Annotated in this window: 8 protein-coding genes; 3 read left to right on the top strand and 5 right to left on the bottom strand. The window is 33.0% G+C overall.

What is annotated here, in order from left to right:
- Nucleotides 1-43: 43 nt before the first annotated feature.
- On the top strand, nt 44-1,162 hold the full coding sequence (dnaN, locus tag WN975_RS06880; protein WP_099712608.1) for a DNA polymerase III subunit beta: 1,119 nt from the start codon (nt 44-46) through the stop codon (nt 1,160-1,162).
- 385 nt (nt 1,163-1,547) lie between these two features.
- Nucleotides 1,548-2,177 carry a DsbA family oxidoreductase gene (locus tag WN975_RS06885; protein ID WP_337965852.1) on the top strand — a complete coding sequence of 210 codons (630 nt, stop codon included), beginning with the start codon at nt 1,548-1,550 and terminating at the stop codon, nt 2,175-2,177.
- A 324-nt stretch (nt 2,178-2,501) separates the two neighbouring features.
- Here the strand turns inward: WN975_RS06885 and WN975_RS06890 are convergent, their stop codons facing one another.
- Nucleotides 2,502-4,274: a DNA mismatch repair protein gene (locus tag WN975_RS06890; protein WP_337965853.1), complete on the bottom strand. Its 1,773-nt coding sequence runs from the start codon at nt 4,272-4,274 to the stop codon at nt 2,502-2,504.
- Between the two features lie 68 nt (nt 4,275-4,342).
- Nucleotides 4,343-5,176 carry a universal stress protein gene (locus WN975_RS06895; RefSeq protein WP_337965854.1) on the bottom strand — a complete coding sequence of 278 codons (834 nt, stop codon included), beginning with the start codon at nt 5,174-5,176 and terminating at the stop codon, nt 4,343-4,345.
- Between the two features lie 183 nt (nt 5,177-5,359).
- Here WN975_RS06895 and mnmE point away from each other — a divergent pair, with 183 nt between their 5' ends.
- Nucleotides 5,360-6,760: a tRNA uridine-5-carboxymethylaminomethyl(34) synthesis GTPase MnmE gene (mnmE, locus tag WN975_RS06900; protein WP_337965855.1), complete on the top strand. Its 1,401-nt coding sequence runs from the start codon at nt 5,360-5,362 to the stop codon at nt 6,758-6,760.
- Nucleotides 6,761-6,854: 94 nt separating this feature from the next.
- Here mnmE and WN975_RS06905 read toward each other — a convergent pair whose 3' ends face one another.
- The 3 genes from WN975_RS06905 to WN975_RS06915 form a co-directional block, all read right to left on the bottom strand.
- On the bottom strand, nt 6,855-9,086 hold the full coding sequence (locus WN975_RS06905) for a DUF6055 domain-containing protein (RefSeq protein ID WP_337965856.1): 2,232 nt from the start codon (nt 9,084-9,086) through the stop codon (nt 6,855-6,857).
- Nucleotides 9,087-9,839: 753 nt separating this feature from the next.
- The gene (locus WN975_RS06910) at nt 9,840-12,050 is read right to left on the bottom strand and encodes an alpha-galactosidase (protein WP_337965857.1); all 2,211 of its coding nucleotides are present in this window, start codon (nt 12,048-12,050) and stop codon (nt 9,840-9,842) included.
- 10 nt (nt 12,051-12,060) lie between these two features.
- Nucleotides 12,061-14,199 carry a family 43 glycosylhydrolase gene (locus WN975_RS06915; RefSeq protein ID WP_337965858.1) on the bottom strand — a complete coding sequence of 713 codons (2,139 nt, stop codon included), beginning with the start codon at nt 14,197-14,199 and terminating at the stop codon, nt 12,061-12,063.
- Nucleotides 14,200-14,201: the final 2 nt, after the last annotated feature.

The raw sequence follows: 14,201 nt of genomic DNA on the forward strand, positions 1-14,201 counted from the left end.
GAAGAAATACTAAGGAAAAGTGCAAAAAAATAAAACAAAAGAGATGAAATTTATAGTATCGAGTTCGTACTTATTAAAACAATTACAAGTTTTAGGTAGTGTAATCAACAGTAACAATACGTTGCCTATTTTAGATAACTTTTTATTTGAACTAGACAATAGTGAGTTGACAGTTTCGGCTTCAGATCTTGAAACTACAATGTCGGCTACATTATCAATCGATTCTACAAGTAAAGGAAGTGTTGCTGTGCCAGCTAAACTTTTGCTTGAAATTTTGAAAACGTTTCCAGAGCAACCTTTAACTTTTACAGTTGAAGAAAACAATACAGTCGAAATTAGTTCAAACTCAGGAAAATATGCATTAGCATACGCTGCAGGAGAAGAATTTCCTAAAGCAGTAAGTCTTGAAGATCCTTCTGTTACGCTTGTTCCTGCAGATGTTTTGGCAACTGCTGTAAGCAAAACTATTTTTGCTGCCGGAAACGACGATTTACGTCCGGTAATGTCTGGAGTTTTCTTTCAGTTCTCACCAGAAGGATTGACTTTTGTAGCAACAGACGCTCATAAATTAGTAAAATATGCCCGTACAGATGTAAAAGCGTCTCAGGTTGCTGATTTTATTATGCCTAAGAAACCTTTGAATATCTTAAAAAGTATCCTTGGATCTTCTGATGCCGAAGTAAAAATTGAATACAACGATTCAAATGCGACTTTCTCATTTGACAATTATATCTTAATGTGTCGTTTAATTGATGGAAAATACCCTAATTATGAAGCGGTAATTCCAAAAGAAAATCCAAACAAATTAATGATTGACCGTTCTTTATTTTTAAGTTCAGTTCGTCGTGTGGCAATTTTCTCAAACAAAACAACGCACCAAATTCGTCTAAAAATCGCCGGAGCTGAATTAAATGTTTCTGCGGAAGATATTGACTATTCAAACAAAGCTGAAGAAAGATTGACTTGTGATTATCAAGGAGATGATCTTCAAATTGGTTTCAACTCTCGTTTCTTAACGGAGATGTTAACTAACTTACAATCTGATATGATTATGTTAGAAATGTCATTGCCTAACAGAGCCGGAATCCTTACGCCAGTTGATGGTTTAGAAGAAGGTGAAACCGTTACAATGTTGGTAATGCCTGTAATGTTAAATAGTTAACATCAAAAGTTCTTTTTGTTACAGGGATTTTTTTTAATTTCAAATTAAAGACATATCATTGTAAAAAAAAATATCGCTATTAACCAACCATTTTTTATACCTAGAAACCGCAATTCCTATAAAGAGTTGCGGTTTTTTATTTGGAACACTTTTTTGTTTCAGGTTTAAAGTTTCAAGTTGAAATGCGATTATAGATTGGGCTGATTTTTACCGCAAAGCGCGCAAAGTTTTTTTGATATAGCTTGTACTTACAAACGCGAAGAACGCAAAGCTTTGCGAACTTTGCGAAAAACCTTAGCGAGCTTTGCGGTAAAAAACACAATACAAGCAAACTTGAAACATGAAACAAATAAAACCTGAAACAAATTTTCTTTAACTTTGTAATATGAAAATAGAAATTTGGTCGGACATCATGTGTCCGTTTTGTTACATCGGAAAAAGACAACTGGAAACAGCCTTAGCTGAGTTTCCAAATGGAGAATTTGAAATTGAGTGGAAAAGCTTTCAACTTGACCCAACTATCACACCACAATCAGGTAAAGATGTTTATACGTTTCTAGCCGAACGAAAAGGTATTTCTATTGAACAATCAATAGAAATGCATAAAGGTGTCGTAGAACGCGCAAAAAGCGTTGGTTTGGATTATCATTTTGACAAAGCTATTATCTCAAATTCTTTGACTGCACATCGCATTATACATTTGGCTAAAGCCAAAAAATTAGGCGACGAAATGGAAGAAATCTTTTTTAAAGCTTATTTCACTGAAGGAAAAGATTTAAATGACAATCAAACCTTAATAGAATTAGGTGTTCAGGCAGGTTTAGATTCAAAAGAAGTACAAGAAGTTGTAGAAAATGAGAATCTTTATTTAAGCGATGTTCACACTGATATTCACGAAGCAAATGAAATTGGAGTACAAGGTGTTCCGTTTTTTGTTTTTGATAGAAAGTATGCGGTTTCAGGAGCGCAACCAGTTGAGGCTTTTGTACAGACTATTAAAGAAGGATTGAAGTAAGATTTTAGAAGAAAGAAGCAAGAGGCAAGATTATAGAACATAGAAAATAGATTATAGAGTAAAGAATAAAGAATAAAGAATAAAGAATAAAGAGTATAGATGCTTTTCTTTGTGATTACGTTTTGCTCTTCGACTTCGCTCAGAGTGACAAGCGATATTTGTCATGCTGAGCGAAGTCGAAGCAGTCAAAGTGAATCAACCCTAACTTTAGATTCAATCTTAAAGACAATCAACATAAAAATCTAAAATCTTGACTCTTGCATCTTGCTTCTATGATCTAATATTCTATGTTCTATAATCTTGCTTCTAATATCTTTCCTCTTTTTAAATCACTCCCATTTTCTGCATTAAAAACGTTGCGCTTTTATTCTGGCAGATTCCGTTGCGGAGTTTATAATCAAAGTGAAGTTCATTGTTTTTAATTTCGACTTCAAAGCATTGATTCGTTAATATATCCGGATATTCATTTGTTGTTAAACACACTTCGATATCGTGCGTTGCGATTGCTCCAATAGCTTTTTTTGCAATGATCTTTTTTACAACCTCAATTGTTCCGTTTCGTTTATCGTCAGAGTTTGTTCCTCTTAGAATTTCGTCCAATAAAACAAACGCTGGTTGCTCTTCTAATGCGTCCATAATTTGCTTTAAACGCTTAATTTCCGCAAAGAAATAAGATTCGCTATCTGCTAAAGAATCCGATAATCGCATTGAAACTAAAACTGGAAGTGGATGAATGTTAGCTTTTGAAGCACAAACAACTGAACCTACTCCGCCTAAAACCATATTGATTCCTAAACTTCTTAAGAAAGTACTTTTCCCAGACATATTAGAACCCGTAAGAATCATAAACGATTCCGGATAAAAATGAGTATCATTCCCTACTCTAGTTGCCGGATTTAACAACGGATGACTTAAATCTGAAAATCCAATTTTATACTCTGAATTGATTTCAGGAAAAACAAAATCCTGGTTATTGTAGGCCAGGTTTGCATAACTATTTAAAGCTTCAAATTCTCCAATAATTTCGATCCATTTTTCAAGTTCGGTAGAATAGTTTTCTTTCCATTTTAATAATGCTTTTAAAACGTGAAGATTAAACAAAAAGGTTCCATTAAATACTATCGCGGTTACAAAATTATTAATGGTGTCCATTCTCGAAAATAATTCCGAAAGATCATTCAAATGTTTACTTGCAGTTTCTTTTCTAAAAATAAACTGTTGTTGTAAATCAATCAGTTTCTTGGATTGAAAAGTTTCATTTTCAATTTTCTTAACTAATAAACTATATTGTTTAATGGTTTTATCAATATTATCAGCCTTTGCAATTTCTGATTGTATTCTCTTAAATGATTGTCCTAACACGATCATATTAGCTATAAAAATATAAGTAACATATGATAATAAGATCGTTTTTGATGTTATAAAATATGCTATTAAAAAGCCGAAAAATAAAGTTGGAAGGATAATGGAAAGTGCAACTAAAACTTTAGGTAAATGATTATTTTTAAATGAATTCCAATAGATTAAAGAATCATATGAGTTTTTACTGTCATTACTGACAATTGCTAAAGCCAGGAAATCCTGACGCCAATCAATTTTAGTCTTTAACTCATTAATTGCTTCTTGATTTTCCAGAATTGTTTCATTAGGCAACAACTTCAATAATTGATTTGCCAATGTTTTTTTTCCGATAAAAGTTGCTGTTCTATTTATATTTTGAAATAAAGAATGATCTCCAAAAATATCTAAATCGTAAGCATAAGGATGATGAAAATCATTGAATTCAATTCCGTTTTCAAAAGGGATTTTCTCTCTTTTTAAATACGTAATCTCATTTTTATTGATTTTTAAAATAGCTGAAGTAAGTTCTTTCTGGAAAGACAATTTTGAATGAATTCGCATCAAAAAAATAAAACCAACAAAAGATAGAAAAGCAAAAACTACGTAAAGAATTTCACTGGTTTTTATGTAATAAAACAACATAAACAAACAAAGAAAAACGGTTAAAAGACGCAGAATACTTATGCTATTGTATCTTTTATTGATTTTATGAAAAAGTGCAGTATAGTGTTCAACTTTATTATTGTATGCTTCCATTTTTAGAATTTAATGAAATACAAATATAGGTTTTAGACTTACAAAACACCATCAATAGTTATTAGATTTTAGGTTTCGTGCATTACCAAAACCGGAATTGAAACTTCTTTTGTAATTTTCTTAGAAAAACTGGATTCAAAAATACTCTCAAAGAAAGATCTTTTGTGCGTTATTGTCGTTAAAACATCAACATCTTTATAAAGTATAAAATCAAGAATTGTCTCTTTTACTTCATCACTTGGCAAAACCAGAAATTCGACATTCTCGTTTGCAAATTCTCTTTCCCATTCTTTAATTGTAGCGTCTGAAACATCTGAATTAGAAGTCCTAACATATAAACTTTTTACTTTTGCTTTTGTTTTATTTGCAATTTCAAGAACTTTTCTCAACTCTGTTTTATCTTTTTCACGATAGCGTGTTGTGAAACCAATTATTTTAATTTTCTTGAATTTTGCATCAGCAGGAACGCATAGAACCGGAACTTTTACTTCTGAAATTACAGAGCTTGTATTTGATCCCAAAAAGAATTTTGTCCAGTCCGTAACTCCGGAAGTTCCCATTATTACAAAATCTATTTTATCTTCTTCGACTGCATTTTTTAAATTATAAATTAAATCACCGTCCATTAAGCGATGTTTTATTACAATATCGTCTAATTTTCGTTCTGTGGCGATAGCTCGAAGTTTTGGAATTTCATCCTTAAACATTTCAAATTTTGCTAATTCTATTGAACTATAAATCGAGGCATAATTCTCAGGAAAAAATTGGCTGTCATAAACCGGAATCTCAAAAGTATGCAACAAAACAAGTTCTGCATTAACAATTTTAGCAAATTCTAAAGCATGAACAAAAGCATTTGTGGCTGCTTCAGAAAAATCTGTTGGAAATAGTATCTTTTTCATTTTGACTGAGATTTAGTGGTTTGTTTCTCAAATTTAATCATTATAAAAACAAATCAACCTGATAATTATCAGTATTTTAACATTTAATATTACCTCAAAAAAACATTTAATTGAACCAAAAAAACTGATTTTCAGCTTCAGTTGTCAGTTGTTATCTTTCTGCCTTTTTTATACCTTTGCAACATGATAAATCAAGATTCTATAGTTGCATTGGCTACTCCATCCGGAGCTGGAGCTATTGCTATCATTCGTATTTCGGGTTCTGACGCTATTACCATTGGAAATTCGGTTTTTAAATCCATAAAAAACAAAGACTTAACGCAGCAAAAAACACATACTTTGCATTTGGGTCATATTGTCGATGATTCGAAAACACTTGATGAAGTTTTGGTTTCTGTTTTTAAAGGACCAAATTCTTATACTGGCGAAAATACCATTGAAATCTCTTGCCACGGATCAACTTATATTCAGCAGCAAATTATTCAATTATTATTGAGAAAAGGCTGTAGAATGGCTGATGCGGGTGAATTTACGCTTAGAGCTTTCCTTAACGGGAAGTTAGATTTATCACAAGCAGAAGCTGTTGCAGATTTGATTTCGTCAGATAATGAAGCTTCACACCAAATTGCGATGCAGCAAATGCGTGGCGGTTTTAGTAATGAAATAGCAAAATTGCGTGAAGAACTTTTAAACTTTGCTTCGTTAATCGAATTGGAATTGGATTTTGCAGAAGAAGATGTAGAATTTGCTGACAGAACTCAATTTCATGAATTACTGAACAGAATTGAATTTGTTTTGAAACGTTTAATTGATTCGTTTGCAGTTGGAAATGTGATTAAAAACGGAATTCCTGTTGCGATTGTTGGTGAACCAAATGTTGGAAAATCGACTTTGCTTAATGCTTTATTAAACGAAGAACGCGCCATTGTTTCGGACATTGCGGGAACAACTCGTGATACTATTGAAGATGAATTAGTAATTGGCGGAATTGGTTTTAGATTTATTGATACAGCAGGAATCCGCGAAACGAAAGACGTTGTAGAAAGCATCGGAATCAAAAAAACTTTTGAAAAAATCGATCAGGCACAAGTTGTAATTTATTTATTTGATGGTTTAAAGTTTCAGATTTCAAGTTCTGAATTTGTTTCTGAAATTGAGCAAATCAAGAATAAATATCCACTGAAACCTTTGGTAATTGTGGTAAATAAAAAAGATATATTGTCCGCTGATGAAGTTTTAAATATTACTACAAAGCTTGAAAACTTAAACGCAAAACTTTTATTGATTTCTGCTAAAGAGAAAATTGGTGTTGATGATTTAAAGAATGAATTACTTTCTTTTGTAAATACCGGCGCTCTTAGAAATAATGAAACGATCGTAACAAATACAAGACATTATGATTCATTACTTAAAGCTTTAGACGAAATACAAAAAGTAAAATATGGTCTTGAAACAAATCTTTCAAGCGACTTAATTGCTCTGGATATTCGCGAAGCTTTATACCAATTTGGACTTATTACGGGTCAGGTTTCTAATGATGAATTACTGGGGAATATTTTTGCCAATTTCTGCATCGGTAAATAATAATAGTAATAGAAAAAAGGGTTTGACTTTTTAATTAAAGTCAAACCCTTTTTTTAAACTTCACACTTTTAGAATAGTGCCAAATATTGAATGTTTATTCTTTAATAAATGTTTTGCTTACTACGTCATTTCCTCTTTGAATGTGTAATACATAAACACCGGCAGGCAAATTACTAGAATTGTATTGAATCTCAATTCTACCAACTTCGTAAACTTTATCTGCAATTGTGGCGATTTTTTGTCCGTTAATACCAAACAATTCAATAGTTGTTTTATCCTGTTCCGTTTGCAAAAAGGTTATATTCAGATTGCTTTTTGTTGGATTAGGATAAACACTTAGATCTACTTCGGTTTCAAAAACTGATTTATTAGTTGCCAGCGTAGTTACAGTACAGTTTGGTGTGGTACTAAAAGCCATTTGCGCAGCTGTAAAGTTGGTAAATGTTGAGTTGATATCAATATTAGAAGTATCGCTCGCTCCTTTACCATCGCAATTATCTCTTCCGTTTCTCCAATAAGGAAACTGCAAATAAACTCCTGGCGTCGAGCAACTTCCAATTTCTGCATCACCACCAACTACAACTGAACTTCCGAAATTACCGGCAAACAACATCGCATTTCCTTTTATATTAGCAGTATTGGCTACTGATCCGCCTTCCATCCAGGCATTACCTTCTACAATAGCACTATTTGATATAGTCGCGTTGTACACGCACGCATTTCCTCTTACAATCGCGCTTCCATTTATAGTTCCTCCATCTACCATAGCGTAGTCATCTATACGGGCATTTCCTGAAACATTTCCGGCTCTAACAATAGCATAAGGACCTACGTAAACTGTCGATGCTACAGTTGCGGTATTAGATACCCATCCGCCTCCGTTTGTGTGTAAATGTCCGTTTGTTTTAAGAAAACTTCTAAAACTAGCTGCAGGCTGAAATCCTTCAGGAGTAGCATTTGCAATTTTTACTTCATAAGGATATCTTCTTTGTTTTGGGTAACCAACATCCATGTTGTAATTAACATGAACTTTTGGTGCTGCAAAAACTACTAAATAAATATTGGCTTCTGTCGATGTATTAAGCGTAAATGAAGCTTCACCATCCGTTTTATACATTGGACTATAACGCGAAATAGTACCATCGGTTTTTGTAGTAACAAAACCATATCTCCAGCCAGCCTGAGTTGTATTAACTTCTGTATGTCCTTTAAATTTAATAGTAACTTTCTTTTGAGTTCCTGTACAAGTTGGGTATAAAGGGATTACATTCATTCCGTAATCTTGTGGAGCCCAGTCATTATTGGTGTAATATTGATCAGTTGTGCCCGTAACTTTTGTCAGCAAAGTGTATTGTCTGCTGGTATAACGAGGCATATTTGTTTTTATGGTGTTGTAAACATTTCTGATGGTTTTTCCGAAATTACTTGTCGTATTTATTTGAGAATTCCACTGAATAGGATAATCGAATGCCGGTTGTCGTTGCGCATATCCCCAAAGATAATCATCGAGTTGGTCTTGTGTAAAACCTTTTAATCTCTTAATAGTTTCAAGCGGATGTTCTTCATTTATCGATTCTGCCCACATTCTTCTTGTAAAATCAAAACCTTCTTTTTCCTGCACATAATACATTAAATGGAAATTGGTGTAATGATGTCGATTAGAAGACCACATAAAATGTTTCGTCTGAATCCAGCGGGTCAGAGTTCCGTCAATTTCTGCCCATTGAGAATAGGCTTGTGCACGCATAAAATTGGCATGTCCTTCAAAAAACGGCCCTGCCCAATCATATCCGGAAAAAGCTTTTCCCGCACCTGGATTTTCCTGAATGGTCATCATCATTTGCAACGTATGCGCAAACTCATGTGATAATGCTCCACCATCTCTTGTAGCTTCAGGATGTACAAACATTGCACCAATTGTACCACTAAACGAACTGGCTTGTGCAAAAGCTTCTAATCGTGGATCTGTAGAATTCCAAGTGTTCATCATCATAATAATGATCTTGTATTTTCCAAAATTTGTTGTTGGTGCATTATTTATAAAATGCAAATCGGTAATGTAGCGTTTAAAGCTAGTCTCAAGCGTATCTGCAACCGATTTTGGAGTAAATCTTAGTGCTGTATCAGAGTACGTTGCAGGATTTGTACCCACTTTATCTCCCCAGTAAACTACAAAGTTCGTAGACTCGTACTTTCTGGTGTTGGACACTTTATTATAAAATTCATTGTTGGGGTCACTCCATTCTGTGGGAGTAAAAAGCGTTTTCTGTGCAATTGCAAAATAACTGGATAGAAAAACGACAATCAGTAGTAATAGTTTTTTCATAGTTTATTTAATTAATAGGTTAAGAAATAGCATTCTTTTGTAAATGTAAAAACTACACTAATTATTTTATAAGAGAATATTAACTACATTTAATACTATTTTACCTATTATTTAACTATACTATTCTGTTATACAATTAGTTATAAACTATTAATTCTCACATTAGATAAACAGAAAATTTTAAAAAACAAACCTTCAAATCGGTATTAGTTGTCTTGAATGCAATTGTTTATTAATCCCGTTGTAAACCTATAAATGCTTACCAAAAGAATTACATCAAATTTTAAAACTAATTTTAATGGTTTACCCCTTTGAGTGTAATTACTAAATATTTTATTTAAACACATAGAAACATAGATTTTATACTCAAAAAGAATGCAAAAAAGAAGCATATTTCTTTCACATAGCTAGTCCAAAAACCAATATAGTTAAGATAAAACACAATATAACAAGTTGTTAAGGATAATATCCCCTCAGGTTTTTTGTTTATTAGAAAATAAATCAATTTCATTATTAAAAAAACCTGTTTTTTGCTTTTTGTTCCATCGGAACATCTCGTCGGTAGTCAAATAAATACGGCATTTTTTACGTTCCATAGGAACGTTTGATTTTATAAATAATGACAGCGAAAATACATACAGATTACACACAATTTGTCAAACGTCCTTACAGGACGATGTTTTTCACAATCTTTTTTTTTCTACAAACGAGATGTTCCGATGGAACAAAATTGTTATTGACAATAGTTTAATGCTATTTTATTTGTTCGACATCAGTAATCTCAAGTACAACACTACTTTCTTGTCTGGAAGAAGAAACTTTTAATCCTATTTTCATCAGGAAATCACCGGAATAAATAGTACCGGATTCTTCAAAAGTATTTCTACTCTGAGGCATCAGATTAATTTCTTTAACGCTATATTTTTTTGAAGCGTCAAGTCCTTCGAGTTTTACCAAACTATAATTTGGATCTGTAAGTGGATGCAACGTATAAGAAAAAAGCACCGATTTAGTTTTGTTTTCATTCACGTACATCAAAACGGCTCTACTATCTTCATAAGGAGAAATTAATCGGAACAAATTTCCTTGCCAAATCACCGGACTTAATCTTTTATAATTAGAAACAGCTTCCTGACAATATTTCAATTCGTTTTCTTTTAAACCTCCAACATGAATATCAAAACCTAATTTGCCCATCATTGCGACATCGGTTTTAAATTTTATCGATTGATTTCCCATCGAAGTTACGTGGTTGCAAGTCGCCAATGCAGGATAAAAATTAGAATATCCCCATTGAATAAATACGCGGTCAAAAGGATCTGTATTATCACTTGCCCAAAACTCTGTAAAATAATTCAGTAATCCGTAATCGACTCTTCCGCCGCCGCCGGCACAAAGCATCATAGGCAAATTTGGATATTTACTTTTTATTCTGTCCAAAACTTTGTACAATCCTTTTGTATATTCAATAAACAAATGCGATTGCTCATTCTTTAAATAAGTAGAATAAGCACTTGTCATCATTCGGTTGCAATCCCATTTAAAAAAAGCAACACCAGATTCTGTTTGCATAATATCGTCGACAACTTTAAAAACAAAATCCTGAACTTTTGGATTGCTTAAATCCAAAACCAATTGTGTTCTATAAATACTCTTTTCGCGATTTGGTAAACTTAAAACCCAATCCGGATGTTTTTCATACAGTTCGCTTTTTTCATTAACCATTTCAGGCTCAATCCAAATACCAAATTTTACGTTAGTATTTTTAGCTTGTTGCATTAAAAACCCAATTCCGTCCGGTAATTTTGATTTTGTAGCCTGCCAATCTCCCAAACCTGAAACAGAACCACTTCTTGGATATTTATTCCCAAACCAACCGTCGTCAAGCAAAAACATATCGACGCCTAAGGTTTTAGCGTCTTGAAACATATTGCTCAATTTCGCCTGATCGAAATCAAAAAAAGTGGTTTCCCAATTATTCAATAAAGTCAAACGTGGTTTTTCGCCATCTTTGATTCCGTATTTTTTTGCCCAAGTATGCAAATTTCTACTCGCCTGCCCTTTTCCTTTATTCGAAAAAGTATAAATAAAAGCAGGTGTTTTGAATATTTCTCCGGGTTTTAAATTGTATTCTGAAGCAAATTCATTTATTCCCGAAACGATTCTTAATTCATTGTTATTATCAATTTCAAACGTATGCTTAAAATTACCCGACCAAGCAATTGTTCCAGCGATTACTTCTCCTGTATTTTCTGTAGATTTTGAATTTAATGAAAGAAAAAAACTTGGCGATGCAAACATATTCGTTCTAACTCCCAGCTTCGAATCAATAGTTTTAGCGCCTCTGACAAGCTGAGTTTCCTCCATTCTCATTTCTTCTACAACATCACTATAAAACTGAGTCAGCCAGTATTTATCTGAATCTAAATGCAATGCAACCGAAGCATAATTATAAAGTACAACTGATTTTTTTTCCTGATGCTGAATTTCTGTCCAGGTTTCTATTACATTTTCTGAGTAGAATATTTTATAATGAAGATTGACAAAAACCGGATATTGCGGATCTTTTAACTTGATTATAATTTCCGAAATATCGTCCGTTACTTTTTGAGATGTATGGTTTTGATATTCTAATTCTAAAGATGGATTTCCGTCATTATGAGTCATCCTGATTGCAGGTTCAAACAAATTGTCTGTTCCAAAAGTTGGATAAGCCAAATGACGCAAATCGATTAAAGGATTACCATCATTTACTACAAACTTTTTTGTATTTTCTTTCGAAACAAATTCATATTCTGAACCATTATCAAGCTTTGTTCCCAAATACGTTTGATACAATTTCTTGTTTTTACCTACTTTTAAAACCAAAGCTGAATTTTCGGTTTCAATTTTAATTATAGAACTTTCCTGCGCCTGAACACCAGAAAAAACAATTGTAAATAGTAAAAGTAATAATCGGTTCATCTTTTATTTTTTATTTTTTACTTGTGTCTTTCATCAGTTTAACTAAATCCTGCTCATTAAGTGCATAATCATACAAACGCAAAGAAGCCATAAAACCCGAGAAATTTTCTCCAATATCAGATGCTCCAATTATAATTTTGGCTTTATCAATTGCCGATGATAAAAGCATATTCTGCGAATTGTCCAAAACGCCATCGACATATACTTTTTCTACAACGCCATCAAAAGTTAAAACAATAAAATGCCATTTATTAGCTTCGGGAAGTTTATTGTATTTCATATCAAAATGACCGTCAAGATGTACTCCTGCGCCATAACTTCCACTATTATAAGCTAATGTATTGTATGAATTGGCTAAGCCAAATTCGTTTCTGTCACACCACGATAACAAAATATCTCCTTCTTTTGGTATTTCAGGATTTTTAACCCAAGTTGCAACAGTATAAGAACCGTTCCATGCTAATGTTTTTGGCACCGCTTTATCTAAAGTAAAAGCGCCGTTTTTAAAATTGAAAGCTTTTATTCCGTCTACATTTTCTAAAGAAACTTCGCCACTTTTTACAAAAATTCCGCCAAGAGATCCTTTATTTGCAACTGAATTTATAGCTGCATTATTTTGAATTTTACTGGCGTCAAAATCTACCAATAATTTCTTAGAACTTTTTAAAGCCGGACTTATTTTCGATTCTTTGTTGTGCAATTGCAACGGAATTTCAAATAATGAACTGTAGACTTTAATATTCCAAACTGCGCCATAAAGTCCTGTTTTTTCTGTGCCTAGAACGGTTAATTTTATGTAACGGGTTGTTACGTCATTATCATCAATCATTGGACTTCCGGCTGTACGATTTTTGGATTTATCAGCAAATAAATTCCATTTTTTTCCATCGGTAGAATATTCCAATTTATATTGGTAATAATAACTCGCAAATTCAAATTGAGTCATTATTCTTTTTACTTTCTTTTCAGAACCTAAATCAATAATTAAATGTTGCGCCGAAGTATTATCAGCCGCTTTCCACATTGTAGCATTATTATCATCCGTCGCATACGAAGGTTTATATTCATAATCGTATTGCGTAGATTTTAAATGATAAAATGATGAAGCGGTAGTTTTTGCTCCAAAAGCAATATTTTCCGGAACTTCAGACTTTACTAAATCAGCTATTCCTTTGCTTGAAGGAACAACTTTTTTGATCGTCGAATCGTTTTCAAAAATCATTTTATCAATACAAACTTGTCTCGCAAGTCCGCCTCGAGTCATTGGAAAATCATGTTTATGGTAAACGATATAATAATCATCTTTTTCTTGTAAGATCGAATGATGACCAGGACCATGAACGGTTTGATCTTCATTTGTACTCAAAATCGGATTGTTTTTTCCGGGCGTAAAAGGTCCGTATGGCGAATTCGAATAAGAATAACGAACATTGTATGTTTCATCATGACAAGACGCTCCGGAATACATCAGAATATATTTAGAACCTTTTTTCATCATATAAGCTGCTTCAAAAGGTGCTGGCGTTTGCTCTAACGGAATATTGGTCGAATGCATCATTTCGCTCATATTATCCTTATTTAATTCGCCAACAGCATATCCGCCATTATAATGTACCCAAGTTCCCCAATAACTATATATTTTTCCATCTGTATCTGTAAAAAACTGTGCATCCAGAGATGGAAAATTCTCTTTCGGATATCCGTTTGAAATCACCGGAGTATCATTTTCGCTCAATTTTTTCCAAGGTCCAACAGGAGAATCTGAAACATAACCATAGATATTACAGCCTATTTCGCAATTTCCAAAATACAGATAATATTTGCCATCTTTTCCTTCAATAATATCGGGAGCCCAAAAATTGGTAATCGATTTTGCCGAAAAAGAAGGGATTTCCATGATATAATTATACCAGTTTTTAAAATCTTTACTGTACCAGACTGTAGGAGCGCCTGATGCCAGCATTTCGTTGTCTGTGGTGGCATAGATGTAATATGTATCTCCAAATTTCTTAATTGTAGGATCAGCAAACCAACCCGGCAAAATAGGATTTTTGGTTCCCGGTGAATTTATATCTACATCTTTTTGAGCAAGAATAGTTCCTGTAAAAATAAGTATACTTAGACAGTAAAATAATTTCTTTTTCGGCATTG

The organism is uncultured Flavobacterium sp. (genome assembly GCF_951805225.1).
Classification (GTDB): Bacteria; Bacteroidota; Bacteroidia; order Flavobacteriales; family Flavobacteriaceae; genus Flavobacterium.

Excerpts from the sequence above, each read along its gene's own strand:
- WN975_RS06910 (WP_337965857.1), bottom strand. The coding sequence starts at position 12,050 with ATGAACCGATTATTACTTTTACTATTTACAATTGTTTTTTCTGGTGTT.
- WN975_RS06885 (WP_337965852.1), top strand. The coding sequence starts at position 1,548 with ATGAAAATAGAAATTTGGTCGGACATCATGTGTCCGTTTTGTTACATC.
- WN975_RS06915 (WP_337965858.1), bottom strand. The coding sequence starts at position 14,199 with ATGCCGAAAAAGAAATTATTTTACTGTCTAAGTATACTTATTTTTACA.
- WN975_RS06905 (WP_337965856.1), bottom strand. The coding sequence starts at position 9,086 with ATGAAAAAACTATTACTACTGATTGTCGTTTTTCTATCCAGTTATTTT.
- mnmE (WP_337965855.1), top strand. The coding sequence starts at position 5,360 with ATGATAAATCAAGATTCTATAGTTGCATTGGCTACTCCATCCGGAGCT.
- WN975_RS06895 (WP_337965854.1), bottom strand. The coding sequence starts at position 5,176 with ATGAAAAAGATACTATTTCCAACAGATTTTTCTGAAGCAGCCACAAAT.
- WN975_RS06890 (WP_337965853.1), bottom strand. The coding sequence starts at position 4,274 with ATGGAAGCATACAATAATAAAGTTGAACACTATACTGCACTTTTTCAT.
- dnaN (WP_099712608.1), top strand. The coding sequence starts at position 44 with ATGAAATTTATAGTATCGAGTTCGTACTTATTAAAACAATTACAAGTT.